This is a genomic window from Amycolatopsis alkalitolerans (assembly GCF_006152065.1).
Classification (GTDB): domain Bacteria; phylum Actinomycetota; class Actinomycetes; order Mycobacteriales; family Pseudonocardiaceae; genus Amycolatopsis_E; species Amycolatopsis_E alkalitolerans.
Window position 1 is genome coordinate 42,859 of record NZ_VDFW01000010.1, and the last position, 20,095, is coordinate 62,953.

Here is a 20,095-nt window from a genome sequence, read left to right on the forward strand (position 1 = left end):
AGGTGGGCATGAACGCTGGTACCACGCTCGACGCCGCGGTCGTGGTGGTCGGGGGCGGCACGGCCGGCGCGATCGTCGCGTCGCGGATCGCCGAACGGGGGGACCGCCCGGTCGTGCTGCTGGAGGCGGGACCGGATTTCCCGGACCCGGAAGCGACGCCGCCGGTGTTGCGCTTCGGCGCCTACTCGGAGGGCCGCGTTACGACGCGCGACTACAGCTGGAAGTGGGAGACCGTCCTGACGGCCGACGGCGGCACGCCGTACACGCTGCACAGCGGCAAGGTCATCGGCGGCGGCAGTTCGATCAACGGCCAGGTATGGCTGCGGGGGCTGCCGGCGGATTTCGACGGCAACTGGGCGGGTCGCGGCGCGAAGGACTGGACGTGGGAGCACGTCGCGCCGTGGTACGCGGCCACCGAGAGCGATCTCGACTTCCCCGCCCGCGGCGACGCCGGGCCGGTCCGGGTACGCCGGGTCCCGCCGGACCAGTGGCATCCGGTGCACGCCGGGTTCGTGGAAGCTTGTCTGGCCAACGGTTTCTCCCACTGTCCGGACCTGAACGCCGTCGGCGCCACGGGTGTCGGGCCGCAACCGTTCAACAACGTCGACGGCGTGCGGCTCAGCAGCGCCTTCTCGCATCTGCTGGCGGCACGCGCACAACCGTCGCTCCGCGTGCTCGGCGACCATCACGCCGAGCGCATCGTCTTCGACGGCGACCGCGCGGCCGGTGTCGTCGCGCTGGGCCCGTCGGGCGGCGAAATCATGGTCCGCGCGGAGCAGGAGATCGTGCTGGCGGCGGGGGCGCTGGGCACGCCGTGGCTGCTGTTGCGCTCGGGCGTGGGCCCCGCCGGACAGCTTGCGCGCCACGGGATTCCGGTGGTCGCGGACCTTCCGGGTGTCGGCGGTTCGCTGCGTGAGCATCCTCAGGTGGGCGTGCGCTGGCTGGCGAAGCGGGAGGTGGACCAGACCTCGGCACGCGCACCGGTGGCGTTACGGCTGACGGCGCCAGGCTCGCGCCTCCAGGACGACCTCAAGGTGTCGATCGCGGCGTTCGAGGACGGAACCGGGGCGGGGATCCAGGCATCGGTGTTCCTCATGCTCGCGCTCGGCGCGGGCAGCCTCACGCTCGCGCGGGATCCACGTGAGCGGCCTCTCGTCGATCTCGCGTTCCTGTCCGATCCCGAAGACCGCCGGCGGATGCGCGAAGCGGTCCGGCTGACAGTCGATCTGGTCGAGTCTTCGGCGGCATTGCGCCCGTTCGTCGGCACGCGATTGTCCCCTGTGGACGCCGAACTGGCCGGCGACGCCGCGCTCGACGCGTGGCTGCGCCGGACCGTGCAGGGAACGTTCCACCCTTCGTCGACGTGCGCGATCGGCGAGCCCGGCTCCCCCGCGGCGGTCGTCGGCCAGGCAGGCGAGGTGCACGGCGTACGGGGGCTGCGCGTCGTCGACGCGTCCGTCATGCCGGATTCGGTCCGCGCGAACCTGAACGCGACGGTCGCCATGACCGCGGAACGCCTGGCGGCCGCCCTGCTGCGCTCGTGATCTACGCGACGCCGCGCCGGCCCGGCGCGACCGCTGCTCCAGCTATAAAGGACGGCATGCTCGACATCGCCGAACTGCTGATCGAATACGACCGGGCCCGCGCCTACACCGACGAACTCTGGCGGGACCTGACCACCGAGGAGCTGCACTGGCGTCCCCAGCCGGACTTCAGCCCCATCGGGTGGCACCTCGGGCATCAGGCCCACGTCGCCCATTTCATGGTTCGCAACCTCACCGCCGCCGAACCGAGTCCGGCTCCGGAGCTGGACGGCCTGCTGGACTCGGCCAACCCCGAAGCACAGCGGCTCCCGCTGCCCGGCCGCGAGCGGTTGGCGGGCTTCCGGGCCACCGTCGCCGAGCGGGTCCACGCCCGCATGAACGACATCGGAGCCGGGACGGTCGGCGCTCCCGCGCAGCTGACCATCGTCGCCCAGGCCCTGCTCACCGCGCTGATCAACCACGAGTACCAGCACGACCGGTGGATCGGCGAGGTCCGCGACCGCGACCTCGGCCACGCGCTGCCCGACGACCCCGCCTCCGACCGGATCACCACTGTGGACGGATATCTGATGGTGTGCGGGTGGAACGTGTGACCGGAGGCCGCCTGTAATCCTTTACACTGGATCGGTGGCAGAACGATCGCGGAGGCGGCAGGGCGGCCGGCGCACGGTGAGCATCCGGGACGTCGCGGAGGCCGCCGGAGTCTCGGTGGCCACGGTCTCCCGGGCGCTCAGCGCGGACTCGGCCAGCTTCCACATCCGTCCCGAGACCAGGCAGCACGTGCTGGAGACCAGCGCGGCGCTGGGCTACCGCCCCAACGACCTCGCCCGCGCGCTGCTGCAACAGCGCACCTCGGTGATCGGGGTCGTCGTGCCGGACATCTCCAACCCGTTCTACCCGGACGTCGTGCGCGGTATCGAGGACGTCGCCTCCGCGGCCGGGTACCGGATGATCCTGTGCAACACCGACCGCGAGCCCGACCGGCTGAACAAGTACCTCGAGACGCTGGTCTCGAGCCGGGTCGACGGTGTGCTCATCGCGGGCGGTGCCGCCGACACACCGATCGACGTCGACATCTTCGCGCGCTACCACACGAAGGTCGTCGTCGTGGGCAGGCATGACGTGGAGTGCCCGTCGGTGCAACTCGACAACGTCGCCGCCGGCGCCGCGATCACCGCGCACCTCGCGGGGCTCGGGCACCGGCGGATCGCGCTGATCGCCGGCCCCGAGGGTTCCCGCACGATGCGCGATCGCTTCGAGGGCTACCGCACGGCCCTCCGGGAGCACGGCCTGCCGTTCGACGAGGCGCTGGTCGGGCGCGGCGAGCTCGACGAAGCCGCCGGCTACCGGGTCGCGGGCGAACTGACCACAATGGACAATCCACCGACCGGCATCGTGACCGTCAACGACCGGATGGCCGTCGGCGCCCTCGCCGCCTTGCACGATCAGGGAATCGCGGTGCCGCACCAGGTTTCGGTCACCGGGTTCGACGACGTGTCGTTCGCGTCGTACGTCCGGCCGAAGCTCACCACGGTGGCGGTGCCGACCTACCGGGTCGGCACCACCGCCGCGGAGCTGCTGATCAGCTCGCTCCGCGGCGAGGTGGAGCGGACCACGAGCGAACCGGTGGTCCTGCCCACCGAAGTGATCATCCGGGACAGCTGCGCGCCGCCGCCCGCGTGACGGGACGGCGGTCAGATCACCAGTGCCGCCAGCGGTCCCTTCGCCATCAGGCAGACGATCGCCACGAACAGCGCGAGATACAGCACGCTCCACCAGAAGGTGCGCCGGAACAGATCGGCTTCGTGTTCGAGCCGTGGTGGCTGACGAAGATGATCCGCTTGAAGCCGTGGAAGATGAGGCTGTGCGCGATGTCGCTCATGACGCGGCGGTAGGTCTCGGCGCGCAGCGTGATCGTGCCCGCGCCTTCGAGGTGCCTGCCCATGTGGTGGGGCGAGTACCCGAACGGGACCAGCGGCGAGTACAGCACGTCGGCCGCCTTGGCCGCGCGCTTGACGACCTCCATCGTCACGTAGCTGTCCGTGCCGAGCGGGATGTGGGCGCCGTGCTTCTCGGTGCTGCCGAGCGCGACGAGCACCGTGTCCTGGTCCCGTTCTCCGAGCCGTTCGGCGACTTCGGCGAAGGACAGCGCCAGGATGTTGTGCTTGCGCTCGGCCTCCGCGTCCTCGTTGACGTAGTCCACCTCGGTCACTCCGGCCTCCAATGTAAAGCATTTCTGTAAAGCGTTACATCGGCAAGCTACAACTCCTCGGGCAGCACACGCAAGGGGATTCGCGTTCCAGTAGCGACCGGTCGATCGCCTCGGCTACGTGACGGCGGATCCCGGCCGGACGTTCCCGGCCGGACGGTGAGCACTCCCCGCGACGTCCCCGGACCAGCCCCGGCAGCAGGTCATGCCGTGCGCGACACGCCGCCGTCGTCCAGATCGAGCTGGAACCAGTGCTCGTCCCGGGAATGTCCCGGTGCGACCTGTCGCGCGGCCGGGCACCGCCCGACCTCGGTCCATCCTCGTTGCCGGTACAACTCCGGCAGGCCGGTTCCTCCACGGGTGGCCAGCAGGAGCTGGCGAAAGCCGAGACGACGTCCGTATTCGATGGCGCGCGCCGGCAACCGCCCGCCCGCGCCGTTCCGCTGCCGGCCGGGGTGCACCATCAGCTTTCGTATCTCCGCCCGGCGCCGGTAAATCGCGTCGGCGGACGGGCGGACCAGCACCATGCCTGCCACAGGGTCGCGACCTCGGCTGTCGTCGCCGGCTCTGCCACACCGTCTCCCCAGTGCGCCGACCGCGCCATCCGCACCACCACGACCATCACCGCCACCACATCCCCTCTTGACGAGATCCGTCCAGGATGCGAGCGTAGCGGAAATTGGTAAGACCTCCGGCCTCAGAGTGGAGATTGGAATGGTCCGGTTCATCGTTGGCGCGTGGCTGATGCTCGTCGCCGTCGTCCTGGTCCTGTACACAGTGGTCCCGAGTATCTGGTTCAACGACGGCAGGGGCGTCATCGCCGGGATGCCGGCGATGCTGTTCTGGTTCACCGTCCTCCCCTTCGCGGTGCCGGGCGTCATGGCGCTGTTCTACCTGTGGGACCGGCACCTCATGGACCGGCTCGGCCCACGCGTACGCCGGAGGGCGGACCGGTGAGCCCACTGGTGATCCTGAGCTGCGCGATCGGGCTGACCTTCGCGATCTTGATCGTATGCGCCTGGGCCGGCCGGACAAAGAACCAGAACCTGGAGGGCTGGCTCGTCCACCACCGCGGGATGGGTTCGCTGCTGCTGTGGTTCCTGCTGGGCAGCGAGATCTACACCGCCTTCACGTTCCAGGGGCTCGCGGGCTACTCCTACTCGAAGGGTGCCGCCGGGTTCTACAACGTGGCGCAGAACGACGTCGCGTACGCCATCGCCTTCCTGGTCCTGCCGTGCATCTGGATGCTCGGTAAGAAGTTCGGGTACGTGACGCAGGCGGACTTCATCGCGCACCGCTACGCCAGCAAACCGCTCGGCGTGTTCGTCGCGCTGGCCACGGCGCTGATCATGATCGCCTACATCGACCTCAACATCGAGGGCCTGTCGGCGATCTTCCGCATCCTCGGCGACGGGGCGATCTCGCCCGCGCTGGGCAACGTGCTGGCCTTCGTCGTGCTGGCCTGCGCGGTCTTCATCGGCGGAATCCGGGGCAACGCGATCCAGTCGGTGATCAAGGACCTGCTGATGTTCGCCGCGGTCGCCGCGCTGTTCATCGCCGTCCCGCTCACCTTCTTCCACGGCTTCGGCGATATGTACTCCTCTTTCACGCAGCGGATTCCGGAGTACTTCCAGCTGCCGTCGGCGCCCGCGCCGAAACTGGGCCCGGTGTGGCTGATCTCGACGGTGCTCGTCACCGGCGTCGGGCAGTGGATGTGGCCGCAGTGGTTCGGCACCGCGTTCACCGCGTCGTCACCGACGGCGCTGAAACGGCAAGCCGTACTGATGCCCTTCTACCAGATCGTCAAGGTTGCGGTGCTGACCGTGGGCTTCGCCGCCGTCGTCGCACTGGGCACCGGACTGGTCGGCAACGACGTGGTCATGCATATGATGCGGGAGGTCTTTCCCGGCTGGGTGCTGGTCCTGATCGCGATCGCGGCCATGCTCTCGGCCATCGTGCCCGCGGGGCCGATCGTCATGACGTCGGCGAGCCTGCTGTCCCGCAACGTCGTGCACGCGCTCAAACCGGACCTGCCTGCGCGCACGGTGTTCACGCTGACCCGCGTGCTGGTGTTCCCGCTCATCGGCGCCGCGCTGGTGCTCACCCTCGTGGCGCCCGCGCTGATCGTGAGCGTGCTGCTCGTCGCCTACGCCTTCATCACGCAGCTGTTCCCGGCGGTCATCGTGGGCGGGATCTTCTGGAAGCGGGCTACCAAGCAGGGTGTGCTGGCGGGGCTCATCGTAGGGTGGGGTGTCACGGCGGGGCTGATGCTCAGTCATCACGACCCGTTGTTCGGGGTGAACGCCGGGCTTGTCGCGCTGGTGGCGAACCTGGTGGTGTTCGCCGCGGTGAGCGTGTGCACGAAACCCTCGCCCACGGCCGAGGACGTCGGGTCGATGCTGCGCGGTATAGCGGAGGAATCCCGTGTCACCGATCCGGCCAAAAGTAGGCTGGCCCCGAGCAGCACGTGACCGTTGCCACGCAAGCCGGGCAACCGTGGCTGTGATCGGATCAGTGACGAGCGGCACGGTACGACGAGGAAAGGCGAGACCATGGTGCCCGATACCGCGATATGACGACGATCCTGTTCGCGATGTCGGGCGTCCTGCTGGCCTCCGTGGTCGGCGGGGCGGCCGGCTTCGCCACCTCACTGCTGGCAGCTCCCCTGTTGCTGCTGCTCGGTTTCGGGGTGCGAGAGGTGGTCGTGGTGAACCTGACGGCCACGCTGGTGACCCGCGCGCTGGCGCTGGTGCTGTACCGGCGGCTCGTCGACTGGCGGGGTGTGGCCGCCCTCGTCGCCGGCAGCGCGCCCGGCGCCGTGGCGGGCGCGTTCACCGTCCCGTACCTGAACCAGCAGGTGCTCAAGACGGTCACCGGGGTGGTGATCTGCGCGCTCGGGCTTTTCCTGCTGCTGCACCGTCCCCGCTCCGCGCCACCGCCAGGATGTGGGCTCTATGCGTGCGTCGGAGCGGTCGGCGGATACCTGTCGACGTCGATCTCGCTGAACGGGCCGCCGGTGGCGATGCTGCTGGACCGGGCCCGGTTGCCGCCTTCCCGCTTCGTCGCCGACTTCGCCGGCTACTTCGTCGGCACGAACGCGATTTCCCTCGCGGTGCTGGGGTTGCACGGTCAGATCCCGGGCTCACTGCTGTGGCCGGCGTTGCCGTTGCTGGCCGCGGCGGCGATCGCGGGCAACCAGATCGGCGCTCGCCTTACCACCGTGATCCCCCGTCACGCCTTCCAGGTGGTCGTGAAATGCCTGGTCATCGCCTCGGGAGTGGCGACCGCGGTGTCCTAAACGGACGCGTTCTCGTCGTGCAGCCGCGCGAACGCCGCTTTGCGGGCGCCGCGGATGTGCACCGCCGCGGCGCGGCGGGCGATCGAGGGCTGGCCGTCCAGCACGGCTTCCAGGATCTTCCGGTGGTCCACTCTGGACCGTTCCAGCCTGCCCGGCACCCGCAACGTGGTCTCCATCCCACGGGCGAGGATGTCCTGCAGGACCGTGAGCGTCTGGCTGAGGAAACGGTTGCCGGCCGCGCGCACGATGCTGAGGTGGAATGCGGCGTCGAGCTGTTGCAGGCGCGCCCAGTCCATCTTGTCCCGGGCCGAAGCCTCGTCGAGCGCTTCGAAGGCTTTGCGCACCGCGGCGAGCTTTTCCCGGTCCTGGTTGGCCGCGGCCCAGCTCACCGCGGGCAGCTCCAGCACCTCGCGCATGTCGAACAGTTCGGCCAGGCTCATCTCCTCGGCGAAGACGGCCTCCCGCAGGCTACGGGTGGTGGCCGGGTCGGCGACGAACACCCCGGCACCGTGCCGGATCTCCACATGCCCCTTGACCTGCAAGGCACGCAGCGCCTCCCGCAGGGACGGGCGGCTCGTGCCCAGCAGGGTGGCCAGCTCCCGTTCCGGCGGCAGTTTCGAACCCGGATGCAGCTTCTCGGACGAGATCAGCGCGAGGATGCGATCGGCGATCAGGTCCGGCACCCTGCCCTGCTGCAGGGGCGTCCACATGCTGCTGTCGGTGGTCACGGCGGCTCCGCTCCTCGGGTCTCAAGAGGCCAGACCACTTTACCAATCAGACTGAAAGGAGGCCAACCCGGACGGGTGGACCCCGCTGCCGGCGGCAGGCCGCGACCGCCGGCCGGATGGACAACCGTCGGCGCGGTCCCCTTCCGGTTCGGGGTCTTGCCTGCCACCGTCCGGATGAGCTACCCTCGCAATTGGTCAGACCTCTAACCAAAGGAGTAGAGATGGTCGACGCCGGGCCTCCGGGCTACCTCATTCACGACGACGCCGATCTGGTGGGCGTCGCGGTCCGCGATCTCGAGCCGGGCACCGTCGAGGGCGGTTACCTGCGCAAGCCGGACTCGGTCACGATCGAGCTGGGCCACCCGGTCCCGCTCGGGCACAAGCTGGCGCTGGCCGACATCGCCGAAGGAAGCGACGTCATCGAGTACGGCCAGCGGGTCGCCACGGCGACCACGGACATCCGCAAGGGCGACTACGTCCACGTTCACAACGTGAGGAGCGCACGGTGGCACAACAGCGTGGCCTGACCGGTTACCGCCGGGACAACGGAGCGGTCGGGATCCGCAACCACACGGTGATCCTGCCCGTCGACGACCTGTCGAACGCCGCCGCGGAAGCCGTGGCCAGGGTTGTGCCGGGCACGCTCGCCCTGCCGCACGCCTACGGCAGGCTCCAGTTCGGACCCGACCTCGACCTGACGTTCCGGACCCTGATCGGCACCGGCGCCAACCCCAACGTCGCCTCGGTCATCGTGATCGGCATCGAGCCCGCCTGGACCGACCGCGTCGTCGAAGGCATCGCCAAGACCGGCAAGAAGGTGCAGGGCTTCTCCATCGAGCGGCACGGGGACCTGCGCACGGTGGCGGCCGCGGCCCGGGTCGCGGCGAAATTCCTGCAGGAGGACTCCGAAAAACGGCGCGAACCGGTCGAGCGCGGCGAGATCATGCTGTCGATCAAATGCGGCGAGTCGGACACCACCAGCGGGCTGGGCTCCTGCCCGACCACGGCCGAAGCCGTCGACCGGTGGGTCGAGGCCGGCGGCACCGTCCTTTTCGGAGAGACGAGCGAGCTGACCGGCGGCGAGCACCTCATCGCGCAGCGGTGCGTCAACGACGAGGTACGCGCCCGGTTCCAAGGGATCTACGACGAGTACCTCGCGATGATCGAGAAGACCGGGGCCAACCTGCTCGGTTCGCAACCGACCCAGGGCAACATCCGGGGCGGCCTGTCGACCATCGAGGAGAAGGCGATGGGCAACATCGTCAAGACCGGCACGAAACCGGTCATCGGAGCACTGGACAAGGCCGAAGCCCCCGGCGCCGGTGCCGGCCTGTACTTCATGGACACCTCCTCGGCCGCCGCGGAGTGCATCACGTTGATGGCCGCGGCGGGCGCCGCGATCCACCTGTTCCCGACCGGGCAAGGCAACGTGATCGGCAACCCCATCGAACCGGTGATCAAGCTGACGGCCAACCCCGTCACCGCCGAGACCATGCCCGAGCACATCGACCTGGACTGCTCGGGCCTGCTGCGTCGCGAGTACAGCCTGACCTCCGCCGGCGACCAGCTCATGGACGTCATCGACCGCTCGGTCAACGGCCGCCTCACCTGCGCCGAGGTGATGGGCCACCGGGAGTTCGTGTTCACCCGCCTCTACGAAAGCGCGTGACCGGAGTGACGTCGTGGATGTCTTGGTGACCGAAGACGTGTGGGGCGAACCGCTGCGGGAACTGACCGGGCGATGGAAGATCCGGCGCGAGCCGGGGCTCTGGTCCGATCTCGCGGCGTTAGAGGCCGCGGCACGTGAGGTGTGCGCGCTGGTGGTGCGCAACCGGACGCCGGTGACGGCGAAGCTGCTGCGCGCGTGCCCGCGGCTGAAGATCGTGGCCCGCGCCGGGGTGGGGCTGGACAACATCGATCTCGGCGCGGCGAACGAGGCCGGGGTGGTCGTGGCGGCCCCGCTCGGCGCGAACGCGCGCAGCGTCGCCGAACACGCGCTGGGCACGGCCCTCGCACTCGCCCGGCAGACCGTGGACCGGGATCGCGACGCTCGTGCGGGTGGCTGGAACCGGTCCGCCGGAACGGAACTGCACGGCGGGACGTGGGGACTGCTCGGCGCGGGAGCGACCGCCCGGGCGTGCGCGCGGCTCGCGACGGCCATCGGGATGAAGGTGCTCGCCTACGACCCGTATGTCGATCCGCAGGCGGCCGGGATCGCCGAGTCCGGGATCCGGCTCGTCTCCCTCGACGAGCTGGCCCGGGCCTCGGACGTGATCTCCTGTCACCTGCCCGCCACGCCGGAAACAGCCGGGCTGGTGGGACGGGAGTTCCTCGCCCGGGTCCGCCCGCACGTGTTGTTCGTCAATGTCGGCCGGGGTGAGGCGGTGGACGAGGATGCGCTCGCCGACGCACTAGACGGCGGCCGGGTGGCGGGCGCGGCACTGGATGTCCGCACGCAGGAGCCACCGGTGCCGGGCAGGCTCGAAAAGCTGCCGAACACCGTCCTCACCCCGCACATCGCCGGTATCACCCGCCAGAGCCAGGACCGGATCCTGCGGGTGCTGGCCACCGACATCGACGCGGTGCTGAGCGGCGCCGAAGCGCGGGCGATGGTCGGCACCGTCAGGAAGGCACGTGCCGCATGATCACCGTTGCCGAAGCGACCGCACTTGCTGCCCGGCTGCTCGTCGCCGCCGGGCTGCCGGAAGCCCGCGCCGAAGTCTCCGCACGCTGCATCGTGCAGGCCGACGTGTGGGGAATCGGTTCACACGGCCTGATGCGCCTGCCGTTCTACCTGGAACGCATCCGGGCCGGCGGTTACCCGGCGTCGGCCGAGCTGCGGACGGTCACCGACTCGGGCCCGCTGCTCGCGCTCGAGGGGGGTGGCGGGCTCGGGCACTGGCAGTTGTGGGAGGCCGCGGAGGAAGCCGTGAAACGCTGCCAACGCTACGGAATCGCCGCAGTCAGCGTCGCCGACTCCGGGCATTGCGGTGCGCTCGGGTTGTACACCGTGCCCGGGCTGCGGTCCGGTTTCGTCACGCTGGCCTTCTCCAACGGCCCCGCGGTCATGCCGCCCTGGGGCGGCAGCGTGCCCGTACTGTCGACGTCACCCATCGCCGCCGGCCTGCCCACGAAACCGAGATCGTCCATCGTGGACCTCGCCACCAGTGCGGTCGCCCGCGGGAAGATCGCCGCGCTCGCCAAGTCCGGCACGCCCGTACCGGAGGGCTGGGCACTCGACTCGGCCGGGCGGCCGACCACCGACCCGGCGGCGGCCCTGCACGGCATGCTCTCCCCGCTCGGCGGGGCGAAAGGCTTCGCGCTGGCGTTCCTGGTCGAAGCCCTCGCCGGTGCCGTCGTCGGCCCGAACCTGTCATCGGTGGTGCCGGACATGTTCGCCCCGGACCAGGCCGGCCGGCCTCAGCGGATCGGTCATCTCCTGATCTGCCTGGACCCGGCGCGTTTCGGCGGCGAAGCCGCCTACGAGCGCCTGACCACGCTCGCCACCACCGTGCACGACGGCGGCGGCCGCGTTCCGGGCGGGAACCGCATGCTCCCCGAGGAGACGCCGCCCGGCCACCTCCTCACCGTGGCCGGCCACGTTCTGGACGAACTTGCCAAGCCTCCTCGGCGACCATAACCTGTTACCGGAAGTAACAGGTACGCCGACAGGGGGCTTCACCATGCCGGACTCCGCACCGTTCACCGGACTGCTGCGCGCGGTTCGCACGCAGACCACCACCCTGCTGGGGCTGGCGCGGGAACAGGCCGATGACCAGGTCGCCCAGCTGTCCGGCAAGGCCGCGAACTGGGCCGACCAGGCGGGGGCGACGGTGGCCGACAGCCTTGACGGGGCGGCCGCCGCAGCCAGCCGCTGGGCCGGCGAGCTCAGCGAGCGTCTCGTCCGGGCCGGCGAGACCCTCAGCGACCGGCGCGGCTCTCGGGACTGACCGGGAGCAGCGCGGGTTCCCGCTCGTGCAGGAACGCACCCTGCTCCCGGAGCTCCTGGCGGATCTCGCCGGCATCGAGGGCCCGGGGCGCGAGGCCGGTGCGCGAGGCGAGCCCGGCCGCGATTCCCGCCGCGTGCCCGGTCATCCAGCACTGCGGGATCTCTCGCATGAACGCCTGGGTTGTCGCGTCGCTCGCCACGTGCCGGCCCCCGACGACCACGCCGTCCAGGCGTTCGGGCACCAGGGCCCGGTACGGCACCGAGATCGTCGGGAACTTCTGGGACGGCGACGGTGACACACCGATCTCGTCCGGGCGAGGCACCCCCGCCCGCCATTCCTCGGCCGTCATCGGATGCAGTCCGGCCAGGCGGCGTGTCATCCGCACGCCGATCTGCGGCGCCGCGAGCATGATCCACGCGCCTTCGAAACCGGGCGCCTCACGTCGGAAGAAATCCAGATGGGCCACCATCCGCCTGCGGGACTCGAGCTCGACGGTACTGAGGTCCTCGACGTCGATCCCGCTGTAGCCGGACATCCGAGGGCCCATGAACACGACGACGTCGTCACGCCAGCCGGCGTGCGGTGTGTCGAGATAGCCGAGGAGCTCGCGCCCCCGGGCCATCAGGTCGCGGTGGGCCGCCGGGTCGTCCCGCTTGAACGCCAGCCACTTCTTCATATCGACGCCGGTCCAGGTGAAGGCGGTATTGACGCAGTGCTGCACATTGCCGCCCGTACCGTCTTTCAGGGAGTCGGTGACGAACGCGCCACCGGCCTGCGCGATGACATCGAGATCTCCCGTGGTGTCCACGACGACCTTGGCGAGGATCGCCCGGCGCCCCTGCTTGCTCTCGAAGATCACGCCCCGGACGGTGTCCTCCTCGGTGATCGCCGCCACGACCCAAGAGTGCAGCAGCACCCGCACCCTTTCACCGACGAGGAGTTCGTGCGACACGATCTTGAGCCACTCCGGATCGATCATCGGCGATCGGCAGACGGTCTCGCGGAACGCGGACAGCCGCTCGCGCCAGTAGGCCACCTGCGCGGGATCGGTCGAACCCCACAGCTCGGGGCCGGGCCCGGCAAGCGCTCCCGCTGGCAGCCTGTCGAGCAGCTCGGCACCGATGCCGGCGATGACCGGTGTACCCGCCCAGTCGGTCATCCGGTCGATCCAGATCACCAGTCCGCCTGCCGAGAGGCCACCGAGATCCCCGTACCGCTCCACGAGCGTCACCCGCTGACCGAGGCGCGCTGCCGCGACCGCGGCCGCCGTACCCGCCGGGCCACCGCCGACGACGAGGACGTCGGTCTCCTCGTGGACCGGAATCTCACGGGCGGGCTCGGCGATCGTGGCGGCGGGGGGCCTGGCTGGTGCCGGGGAACGCGGCCGGTCCGGCATGCCGCCATCGGTGAACAGTCCGGTCGCGGTGGCGAAGTAGCTCTCGGGGTCGCGCTGCGGCTCGTCCATGCACCCTTGGTAGCCAGCGGCGGTGATCGCCGTCAATCGACTGTTTGCCCGGCGGAAGCGTGGACGCGGATCACTTCGGCGTCACGCGCCGGCGGTTCCGGTGGCGGCCGAAGATCGCGATCACCGGGATGGTGAACAGCAGCGGTCCGAGTACCGCGAGCGGTCGTTCGGCCCACCAGATGAGGTCCGGCGGCCGGTCGTCGGAGATCTGCCGTTCGAACACGAAGTAGACGACGGCACGGGCCATCGCCATTCCGGTGGTGTGGAACAGGAACAGCGGGAGCGCGAACCGGTTCATCAGCGCGCTCGCGCGCTGCCAGCGCGGCCTCGCCAGCCTGCGTTCGACCGCGGGGCGCAGTACCTCGGCGAACCCGATCTGGAAGGTGAGCAGCGCGACGATGACGAACGTCGGCGGAGCCATGTTCGACAACCGCTCACCGGGCACGCCGACCATCGATCCCGGGTACAGGCCCGAAAAGACCAGGCCCATCAACGCGAACAACCCGCCCCACACCAGCGCGAGATCCCAGCGGCGCGGGGCGTCGACGATCCGCCGGTAGAAGAACCCCGCCTGGTACGCCAGCCCCCACACCGCGGCCATGTTGACCCAGCCCGCCCATTCGTAGCCGTAGCGCAGCCGCAGCACGTCCACGAGCATGGCGATCCCGCCGAGCCAGACCAGTACCAGCACGTCGAACCGGCGATGCAGCCACGCGCTCACCGGCAACAGCAGGAGGAGCGCCACGTACACGCCGAGGAACCACAGCGGGCTGATGATCAGGATCACCGCGCCGCGGATCCACTGCAGGTCGAACACCAAGCCCAGCACGAACCCCAGCACCGCCCAGGTGAGGATCAGCGCGGCCGCCGGCACCAGCAGTTGCTTCACGTGCCGCCAGAGGTAGGGCACGACATGCTCGCCGCGGGCCTGCGCGTGCTCCCAGGAAACCAGGTGCACGTGACCGCCGACGAAGAAGAACACCGGCAGCACCTGCAGCAGCCACGTGAAGATCCACAACCCGCTGAAGAAGCCCAGCGGGCTGGTCGGCTGCGGCCCGGTCGGTGCCCAGCGCAGGATCGTGAAGGCCCAGTGCCACAGCACGACGACGAGCAGGCTGACCGCGCGGAGGAAGTCCACGTAGGGCTCCCGCGCGGCCGGTTCTGTCGTGCTCATCGTCGTAGTCCTCTCCAGGCGCACAATGGGGACAAGATGACTGTCACAACTGCTCCAGCGCCATGGTCGGAAGTCACCACTGTCCGCCGTCGCGTCCCCGCTGTGCTCGTCGCCGTGCTGCTCCTCGCCGCGGCGACCGTGCTGGCCAACCGGGTGCTGCCCGGCTGGGCCTACCCGCTGTGCGGTGCCGTCACCGCCACGGCGCTGATCCTGCTCGCCCGCCTGTCCGGGCTTCGTCTCTCCGCGATCGGCCTCGGCCGTCGGCACTTCCGCCGCTCCGCCGTGGTCGGCCTGATCGGTCTCGCGCTGGTGCTGACCGGGTTCGGCGTCGCGATGGCGGTGCCTTCGCTGCGCATCCTGTTCCAGGACGGCCGCGTCGGCTCCCCGGGCTTCGGCCAGCTCATGTGGCTCGCGCTGCTCCGCATCCCGCTGGGCACCGTCCTGCTGGAAGAAGTCGCCTTCCGCGGTGTCCTGCCGGCGCTGCTGGGCGCCGGTGAGCGCTGGCGGTGGGGGCCCGTGCTCGGCGCCGCCGGTCTGTTCGGGCTCTGGCATCTGCTGCCGTCACTGGCCCTGGAGCAGAACGCGGCCGTGCACGCGACCTTCGGCGGGCTCCCGCTGGCCGTCGTGTCACTGCTCGCGATGCTCGCCGCGACCGGTGCCGGGGTGTTCCTCTACTGGTGGCGGCATTCCGGCCGCGGCCTGCTCGCGCCGATGATGGTGCACCTGGCGACCAACTCGGGCGGCCTGGTGTTCGCCTGGCTGCTCCTGGCGCACTGACCCGGCCCGGAAACCGGATGGCGCTGCCGGCGCGTTCACGGGCATAGTTGATCGTCATGGTGGCAGATTCGATGAGGCTCGCGGAGGCGCTGGCCCTGCGCGCCGACGCCGCGCGGCGCGTCGAGCAATTGCGGGCGCGGATCGTCGGCAACGCCCGCTTCCAGGAGGGCGAAGAGCCCACCGAGGACGCGGCGGCGCTGCTCGCCGAAGCAGACGCCACGCTCGACGAGCTCCAGGTACTGATCCGGCGGATCAACCGCACCAACGCCGCCACCGGCATCGGCGCCGACGGCACGATCACGGACGCACTGGCTCGCCGGGACGTACTGCGGCTGCGCCACGCCGCCGTCACCGCGGCGGCCGACGCGGCGGCGGGCCGCAACCAGCCCGGTATGGTCCGCCAACTGCGGTCCGAGCTGAAGATGATCGCGGCCCTGCCCGTCGCCGAACTGCGGGTGCGGGCGGACGCGCTCGCCCGCGAGATCCGGGAACTCGACGTGCGCATCCAGCGCGCGAACTGGGAGGTCGACCTCCTGGACTGACGGTGGAGCAGGTAGTCGTCACGGAGGCGCGCACAACCCGCGGGCCGGCGGGCAAATCGGTCCTCCTGGCACACGCGGTGGGCAGCGTAGTGGGTTCGACTCCCTTTTCGCACAATGCAGCCCAGCACGGCGCACAGGTGACAGGGAACGGTGAACAGCACACCACCACGTGCGGATCCGCGACGACGAGGGCGGGATCGGGGTCCTCCACCGGCCACGATTGGCTAAGTTCGACCGTGGAGGTGAGCCACCAGTGACCGAGGTCATCGGCTACGAGGTACGCGACCGCAAGGCGTATCTGACGTTGAACCGGCCCGACCGGTTGAACGCGATCACCACCGAGGTCGCGCGCCTGCTGCGGGAGCTGGTCGAGCGCGCCAACGAGGATCCGGCCGTGCACGTGATCGTGCTGGCCGGTGCCGGGCGCGCGTTCAGCGCGGGCTACGACCTCAAGCAGTACGCTGAGGAAGGGGACCTGACGCAGCCGCCGGTCTGGGATCCGATCCAGGACTACCAGCAGATGAAGCGCAACACCGACGACTTCTTCACCCTGTGGCGCTCGCTGAAGCCGACCATCGCGAAGGTGCACGGCTACGCGGTGGCCGGAGGCAGTGACGTCGCGCTGTCGTGCGATCTGGTGGTGATGGCCGAGGACGCGCGGATCGGCTACATGCCCGCCCGTGTGTGGGGCTGCCCGACCACCGCGATGTGGGTGTACCGGCTCGGCGCCGAACGGGCGAAGCGGATGCTGCTGACCGGCGACACGATCGACGGGCGCACCGCCGCCGAATGGGGCCTGGTGGTGCAGGCTGTCCCGGCCGGCGAACTGGACGGCGCGGTGGAGGCGCTGGCCGACCGCATCGCGGGGGTGCCGGTCAACCAGCTCGCCATGCAGAAACTGATGATCAACCAGGCGTACGACAACATGGGCCTGCAGGGCACGCAGCTGCTGGCCACCCTGTTCGACGGGATCACCCGGCATTCCCCCGAGGGGCGCTGGTTCCAGGAGTTCGCCGCCCGGCACGGGTTCCCGGCCGCGGTGCGGTGGCGCGACTCCGGGCGCCCGATCCCGGACGGGGGCGGAGAAATACCGACCGTAGCGGACCTCGACGAGGAGTGAACGAGGATGGGCGTACTCACCGAGTCGTACTGGCCGGCCGACACCAGCGAGCCGGTGCTGGAACTGACCACCGGCGACCTCCTGCGCGAGGCCGCGCGCGACGCCCCGGACCAGACCGCACTGATCGAGGTCGCCCCGCCGGGCACGCCGTCACTCACGGGCGCCGACCGCACCGGCCGCGCCTGGACGTACCGGCAGTTGCTGGCCGAGGCCGAGCAGTGCGCGCACTGGCTGCTGACCCGCTTCGAGCCGGGTGAGCGGATCACCGTCTGGGCGCCCAACGTCCCGGAATGGGTGATCCTCCAGTACGGCGCCGCCCTGGCCGGAATGGTCGTGGTGACCGCCAATCCGGCGTTGCGCGCGCCGGAACTGCGTTACGTGCTCGAACAATCCCGGTCCGCCGGGCTCTTCCATGTCGACGCGTTCCGCGGCAGCGACATGACCGCGATCGCGCGGGAAGCCACGCCTGAGCTCCCCGAGTTGCGCGAGACGTTCAGTTTCGGGGACTGGCAGACGACCGTGCGCGCCCATCAGGAGCCGGGTCCGCTGCCGCGGGTGCGGCCCGGTGACGCGGCCCAGATCCAGTACACCTCCGGCACCACCGGCTTCCCGAAAGGCGCGCTGCTGCACCACCGCGGGCTGGTGGCCAACGCGAGGTTCATGATCGACCGGACTCAGCTGCCCGCGCGGGGCACCATGGTGTCGCCGATGCCGATGTTCCACACCGCGGGCTGCGCGATGGGTGTGCTCGGCTGCGCGCATCAGCGGGCCACCTACGTGCTGTGCCAGCTGTTCGACCCGGCGCTCGTGCTGGCCGCGACCGCGGAGCATCGTGCGGACATGCTGGCCGGGGTGCCCACGATGCTCATCGCGATGCTGAGCCACCCCGCTTTCGGGCAGACCGACCTGTCTCGCCTGTCCATCGTGCTGTCCGGCGGCAGTCCCGTCCCGCCCGAACTCGTCCGCCGCGTCGAAGACCGCTTCGGCGTCCGCTTCACCGCCGTCTACGGCCAGACCGAACTGTCCCCCGTCGTGACGCAGACCAGCCCCGACGATTCACCCGAGGACAAGGCCGGTACCGCCGGCCGCCCGCTCCCTCAGGTCGAGGTCTCCGTCCGCGACCCGCTCACCGGCGAGCCCGCGCCCATCGGCCGGCCGGGTGAGATCTGCGCCCGCGGCTACCAGGCCATGCTCGGCTACTTCGAGATGCCCGAGCGCACCGCGGAGACGATCGACACCGAGGGCTGGGTGCACACCGGAGACCTCGGCGTCTTCGACGACCGCGGCTATCTCCAGGTCACCGGACGGCTCAAGGACATGATCATCCGCGGCGGGGAGAACATCTACGCCACCGAGATCGAGCAGGTGCTGTTCACGCATCCGGCCGTCCGGGACGTTGCCGTGCTCGGCGTGCCCGACCCGGCCTGGGGCGAGATCGTCGCGGTGGTGCTCGTGCCCGCCGAGCCCGCCTCGCTTCCCGCGATCGAGGAACTCCGCGAGCTGTGCCGCGCGCACCTGGCGCCCCACAAGACACCGTCCCGCTGGTTCCAGGCCGGCGAGCTACCGCTCACCGGCTCCGGCAAGATCCAGAAGTTCCGCCTCCGCGAGGAGATCGACCACGCCCGGCTGCGGGAGTTGCCTGCCGGCTAGAGGCGCATGGCGCCGGGGAGCAGGAAGTAGAACAGCGCCCCGATCCCGATCAGGTACGCCAGGATTACCAGCGTCCAGCCCATGTTGTAGCGGATGACCGTGCCTTCCTGGCGCACCAGGCCGGTCGTGGCCACGCCGACGCTGGCCGTTTGGGGCGCGACCGGCTTGCCGACCTCGGAGCCCACCGAGTTCAGCGCCGGGAACAGCAGCACGGGCACGCCGAGCAGGCGGCCGACCGCGACCTGGAACTGGCCGAACACCGCGTTGGCCGAGGTGTTGCTGCCGGACAGCGCGACCGCGATCCAGCCAAGGACCGGCGCGAGCACCACGAACGCGGTACCGACCTTGGCGAAGCCGTTCGCCATCGAGTTGGCCATGCCGGAGTAGTTGAACGCCTGCGCGAGCCCGAAGATCAGCGGACCGACCAGCAGGGCTCCCCACATCTGCTGGAAGGTGCGGCCGAAGACCTCACGCAACTGCACGCGGGTGGGCCGCAGGTAAAGGCAGATCAGCAGCCAGCTCACCAGAATCGCGGTCCCGGCGACCGCCGGCGCGAAGGACCACGAGACGCTCACCGCCTTGCCGGTCAGCGACGACAGCGCGGAGATCTTCGGTACGAACGGCTGGTAGCCCGGCAGCGGTGACCACGGGCCGGTCCAGGCGACCACGACCCCCACCAGGATCCCGAACGGCAGCAGCCCGCGCCCGGCGCCCGCCCACGCCGAGGTCGAGGTCGACGTCGCCGCGCCGGGTGCGCTCCGCGGTTCCTCGACTTCGGCCGCGGTGAGCGTCCGGCCGCCGAACCCCAACTGCTCGGCCGGCCGCCAGAACCGCAGCAGCACCAGCAACGCGCCGAAGCACACCAGCGAGCCGATGATGTCGGGCAGGTACGGGCCGAGCCACTGCGACGTCGGGTACTGGCCGGCGATGTAGGCCAGCGACCCCACCAGCGCCAGCGGCCAGCCGGTGCGGAAGCCTCGCCGGCCGCTGACCAGGTAGATCAGCAGCCACGGCGGAGCCAGCGCGAGCACCGCGACGATCTTGCCGATCGCGGCGGACAGCGCGAGCAGCGGCAGACCGGTGACCGCGGCCAGCCCGATGACCGGCGCGCCGAGCGCGCCGTAGGACACCGGGGCGTTGTTGGCCAGCGCGGCCACCCGCACCGCGGCGATGTCCGCGATCCCGAACCCGATCAGCAGCGGCGCCACCACCGCCCACGGGTAGCCGAACCCGACGAGGCCCTCCATCAGCGCGCCGAACGCCCACGCGATGAGGATCGTCTGCACGCGGATGTCCGCGGTCGCCTGCCTGACCAGCCAGCGCTTGAACCCGTCGAACGCGCCGGTCGCGACCAGGGTGTGGTAGATGATCACGCCCCAGAACACGATCCAGTCGATCGACCAGAACCCGGTCGCGGCGCCCAGCCCGTAGGCGACGAACGAGTCCCCGGCCGGTGCCCGCCAGATGAAGATGGACTCCAGCAGGGTCACGACGGTGCCGATGATCACCGCCTGCCACGCCGACAGCCGCAACACCGCGAGCGCCACCAGCAGCACCGCGACCGGCAGCAGCGCCAGCAGGGTACTGCCCACCACGCTGTGCACAGGATCGAGAAGCTGGCCGAACATCTCGCGTCAC

The 20,095-nt window shown here is 70.2% G+C and carries 21 protein-coding genes; 15 read left to right on the forward strand and 6 right to left on the reverse strand.

The genetic code is table 11. The features are described 5' to 3' along the window. Positions 1 to 8 precede the first annotated feature (8 nt). Genes FG385_RS13865 through FG385_RS13875 form a run of 3 tightly spaced genes read left to right on the forward strand, consistent with a single transcriptional unit; the run spans position 9 to position 3,227 of the window. Complete coding sequence (locus tag FG385_RS13865; protein WP_160148791.1) at positions 9 to 1,544, forward strand: GMC family oxidoreductase; 1,536 nt, start codon at positions 9 to 11, stop codon at positions 1,542 to 1,544. Positions 1,545 to 1,600: 56 nt separating this feature from the next. Next, complete coding sequence (locus tag FG385_RS13870; RefSeq protein WP_139097119.1) at positions 1,601 to 2,137, forward strand: DinB family protein; 537 nt, start codon at positions 1,601 to 1,603, stop codon at positions 2,135 to 2,137. Positions 2,138 to 2,171: 34 nt separating this feature from the next. After that, complete coding sequence (locus FG385_RS13875; protein ID WP_139097120.1) at positions 2,172 to 3,227, forward strand: LacI family DNA-binding transcriptional regulator; 1,056 nt, start codon at positions 2,172 to 2,174, stop codon at positions 3,225 to 3,227. Positions 3,228 to 3,273: 46 nt separating this feature from the next. Here the strand turns inward: FG385_RS13875 and FG385_RS13880 are convergent, their stop codons facing one another. Both FG385_RS13880 and FG385_RS33910 read right to left on the reverse strand, forming a co-directional pair. Next, positions 3,274 to 3,756, reverse strand: a complete 483-nt coding sequence (locus tag FG385_RS13880; protein WP_200834445.1) for a creatininase family protein — start codon at positions 3,754 to 3,756, stop codon at positions 3,274 to 3,276. A 200-nt stretch (positions 3,757 to 3,956) separates the two neighbouring features. Continuing rightward, entirely contained in the window at positions 3,957 to 4,280 is a 324-nt protein-coding gene (locus FG385_RS33910; RefSeq protein ID WP_235022574.1) for a GNAT family N-acetyltransferase, read from the reverse strand. 187 nt (positions 4,281 to 4,467) lie between these two features. Between FG385_RS33910 and FG385_RS33915 the strand changes: the two genes are divergently transcribed. The 3 genes from FG385_RS33915 to FG385_RS13895 all read left to right on the forward strand — a co-directional run bounded on the left by FG385_RS33915 (position 4,468) and on the right by FG385_RS13895 (position 7,051). Then, positions 4,468 to 4,710 carry a hypothetical protein gene (locus tag FG385_RS33915; protein ID WP_160148793.1) on the forward strand — a complete coding sequence of 81 codons (243 nt, stop codon included), beginning with the start codon at positions 4,468 to 4,470 and terminating at the stop codon, positions 4,708 to 4,710. Further along, positions 4,707 to 6,224 (forward strand): sodium:solute symporter family protein, encoded by a 1,518-nt coding sequence (locus FG385_RS13890; RefSeq protein ID WP_200834446.1) that lies wholly within the window; start codon positions 4,707 to 4,709, stop codon positions 6,222 to 6,224. The genes FG385_RS33915 and FG385_RS13890 overlap by 4 nt, the downstream gene beginning before the upstream one ends. A 101-nt stretch (positions 6,225 to 6,325) precedes the next feature. Beyond that, a complete protein-coding gene (locus FG385_RS13895) occupies positions 6,326 to 7,051 on the forward strand; it encodes a sulfite exporter TauE/SafE family protein (protein WP_139097122.1) in 726 nt (241 codons plus the stop codon). Here the strand turns inward: FG385_RS13895 and FG385_RS13900 are convergent. After that, positions 7,048 to 7,779, reverse strand: coding sequence for a FadR/GntR family transcriptional regulator (locus FG385_RS13900; RefSeq protein WP_235022558.1), 732 nt, complete (start codon positions 7,777 to 7,779; stop codon positions 7,048 to 7,050). The two genes, FG385_RS13895 and FG385_RS13900, sit on opposite strands and share 4 nt — an antisense overlap. A 221-nt stretch (positions 7,780 to 8,000) precedes the next feature. Between FG385_RS13900 and FG385_RS13905 the strand changes: the two genes are divergently transcribed. The 5 genes from FG385_RS13905 to FG385_RS13925 are packed head-to-tail and all read left to right on the forward strand — an operon-like array spanning position 8,001 to position 11,729. Beyond that, the gene (locus FG385_RS13905; RefSeq protein WP_139097123.1) at positions 8,001 to 8,306 is read left to right on the forward strand and encodes a UxaA family hydrolase; all 306 of its coding nucleotides are present in this window, start codon (positions 8,001 to 8,003) and stop codon (positions 8,304 to 8,306) included. Continuing rightward, positions 8,285 to 9,448: a UxaA family hydrolase gene (locus FG385_RS13910; protein ID WP_139097124.1), complete on the forward strand. Its 1,164-nt coding sequence runs from the start codon at positions 8,285 to 8,287 to the stop codon at positions 9,446 to 9,448. Before FG385_RS13905 ends, FG385_RS13910 begins: the two co-directional genes overlap by 22 nt. 25 nt (positions 9,449 to 9,473) lie before the next feature. Beyond that, on the forward strand, positions 9,474 to 10,424 hold the full coding sequence (locus FG385_RS13915; protein WP_235022559.1) for a hydroxyacid dehydrogenase: 951 nt from the start codon (positions 9,474 to 9,476) through the stop codon (positions 10,422 to 10,424). Then, positions 10,421 to 11,419, forward strand: a complete 999-nt coding sequence (locus FG385_RS13920) for an Ldh family oxidoreductase (RefSeq protein ID WP_139097126.1) — start codon at positions 10,421 to 10,423, stop codon at positions 11,417 to 11,419. Before FG385_RS13915 ends, FG385_RS13920 begins: the two co-directional genes overlap by 4 nt. A gap of 43 nt (positions 11,420 to 11,462) precedes the next feature. Continuing rightward, entirely contained in the window at positions 11,463 to 11,729 is a 267-nt protein-coding gene (locus FG385_RS13925; RefSeq protein ID WP_139097127.1) for a hypothetical protein, read from the forward strand. Here the strand turns inward: FG385_RS13925 and FG385_RS13930 are convergent. Together FG385_RS13930 and FG385_RS13935 are read right to left on the reverse strand one after the other, a co-directional pair. Continuing rightward, the gene (locus FG385_RS13930; RefSeq protein ID WP_200834447.1) at positions 11,701 to 13,194 is read right to left on the reverse strand and encodes an FAD-dependent oxidoreductase; all 1,494 of its coding nucleotides are present in this window, start codon (positions 13,192 to 13,194) and stop codon (positions 11,701 to 11,703) included. The genes FG385_RS13925 and FG385_RS13930 overlap by 29 nt on opposite strands. A 70-nt stretch (positions 13,195 to 13,264) precedes the next feature. Beyond that, the gene (locus FG385_RS13935; protein WP_139097128.1) at positions 13,265 to 14,368 is read right to left on the reverse strand and encodes an acyltransferase family protein; all 1,104 of its coding nucleotides are present in this window, start codon (positions 14,366 to 14,368) and stop codon (positions 13,265 to 13,267) included. 36 nt (positions 14,369 to 14,404) lie between these two features. On the opposite strand from FG385_RS13935, the gene FG385_RS13940 reads away from it, so the two are divergent. The 4 genes from FG385_RS13940 (at position 14,405) to FG385_RS13955 (ending at position 18,457) form a co-directional block, all read left to right on the forward strand. Further along, positions 14,405 to 15,145 carry a CPBP family intramembrane glutamic endopeptidase gene (locus FG385_RS13940; RefSeq protein WP_139097129.1) on the forward strand — a complete coding sequence of 247 codons (741 nt, stop codon included), beginning with the start codon at positions 14,405 to 14,407 and terminating at the stop codon, positions 15,143 to 15,145. A gap of 71 nt (positions 15,146 to 15,216) precedes the next feature. Further along, the gene (locus FG385_RS13945) at positions 15,217 to 15,687 is read left to right on the forward strand and encodes a DIP1984 family protein (RefSeq protein WP_139097130.1); all 471 of its coding nucleotides are present in this window, start codon (positions 15,217 to 15,219) and stop codon (positions 15,685 to 15,687) included. 253 nt (positions 15,688 to 15,940) lie between these two features. Then, on the forward strand, positions 15,941 to 16,807 hold the full coding sequence (locus FG385_RS13950) for a crotonase/enoyl-CoA hydratase family protein (RefSeq protein ID WP_139097131.1): 867 nt from the start codon (positions 15,941 to 15,943) through the stop codon (positions 16,805 to 16,807). A 6-nt stretch (positions 16,808 to 16,813) separates the two neighbouring features. Then, the gene (locus FG385_RS13955) at positions 16,814 to 18,457 is read left to right on the forward strand and encodes an AMP-binding protein (protein ID WP_139097132.1); all 1,644 of its coding nucleotides are present in this window, start codon (positions 16,814 to 16,816) and stop codon (positions 18,455 to 18,457) included. Here the strand turns inward: FG385_RS13955 and FG385_RS13960 are convergent. Then, on the reverse strand, positions 18,454 to 20,085 hold the full coding sequence (locus tag FG385_RS13960; protein ID WP_139097133.1) for an L-lactate permease: 1,632 nt from the start codon (positions 20,083 to 20,085) through the stop codon (positions 18,454 to 18,456). The genes FG385_RS13955 and FG385_RS13960 overlap by 4 nt on opposite strands. Positions 20,086 to 20,095: the final 10 nt, after the last annotated feature.

Excerpts from the sequence above, each read along its gene's own strand:
- FG385_RS13905 (WP_139097123.1), top strand. The coding sequence starts at position 8,001 with ATGGTCGACGCCGGGCCTCCGGGCTACCTCATTCACGACGACGCCGAT.
- FG385_RS13870 (WP_139097119.1), top strand. The coding sequence starts at position 1,601 with ATGCTCGACATCGCCGAACTGCTGATCGAATACGACCGGGCCCGCGCC.
- FG385_RS13865 (WP_160148791.1), top strand. The coding sequence starts at position 9 with ATGAACGCTGGTACCACGCTCGACGCCGCGGTCGTGGTGGTCGGGGGC.
- FG385_RS13955 (WP_139097132.1), top strand. The coding sequence starts at position 16,814 with ATGGGCGTACTCACCGAGTCGTACTGGCCGGCCGACACCAGCGAGCCG.
- FG385_RS13895 (WP_139097122.1), top strand. The coding sequence starts at position 6,326 with ATGACGACGATCCTGTTCGCGATGTCGGGCGTCCTGCTGGCCTCCGTG.
- FG385_RS13945 (WP_139097130.1), top strand. The coding sequence starts at position 15,217 with ATGAGGCTCGCGGAGGCGCTGGCCCTGCGCGCCGACGCCGCGCGGCGC.
- FG385_RS13940 (WP_139097129.1), top strand. The coding sequence starts at position 14,405 with ATGACTGTCACAACTGCTCCAGCGCCATGGTCGGAAGTCACCACTGTC.
- FG385_RS13935 (WP_139097128.1), bottom strand. The coding sequence starts at position 14,368 with ATGAGCACGACAGAACCGGCCGCGCGGGAGCCCTACGTGGACTTCCTC.
- FG385_RS33910 (WP_235022574.1), bottom strand. The coding sequence starts at position 4,280 with ATGGTGCTGGTCCGCCCGTCCGCCGACGCGATTTACCGGCGCCGGGCG.
- FG385_RS13925 (WP_139097127.1), top strand. The coding sequence starts at position 11,463 with ATGCCGGACTCCGCACCGTTCACCGGACTGCTGCGCGCGGTTCGCACG.
- FG385_RS13930 (WP_200834447.1), bottom strand. The coding sequence starts at position 13,194 with ATGGACGAGCCGCAGCGCGACCCCGAGAGCTACTTCGCCACCGCGACC.
- FG385_RS13920 (WP_139097126.1), top strand. The coding sequence starts at position 10,421 with ATGATCACCGTTGCCGAAGCGACCGCACTTGCTGCCCGGCTGCTCGTC.
- FG385_RS13960 (WP_139097133.1), bottom strand. The coding sequence starts at position 20,085 with ATGTTCGGCCAGCTTCTCGATCCTGTGCACAGCGTGGTGGGCAGTACC.
- FG385_RS33915 (WP_160148793.1), top strand. The coding sequence starts at position 4,468 with ATGGTCCGGTTCATCGTTGGCGCGTGGCTGATGCTCGTCGCCGTCGTC.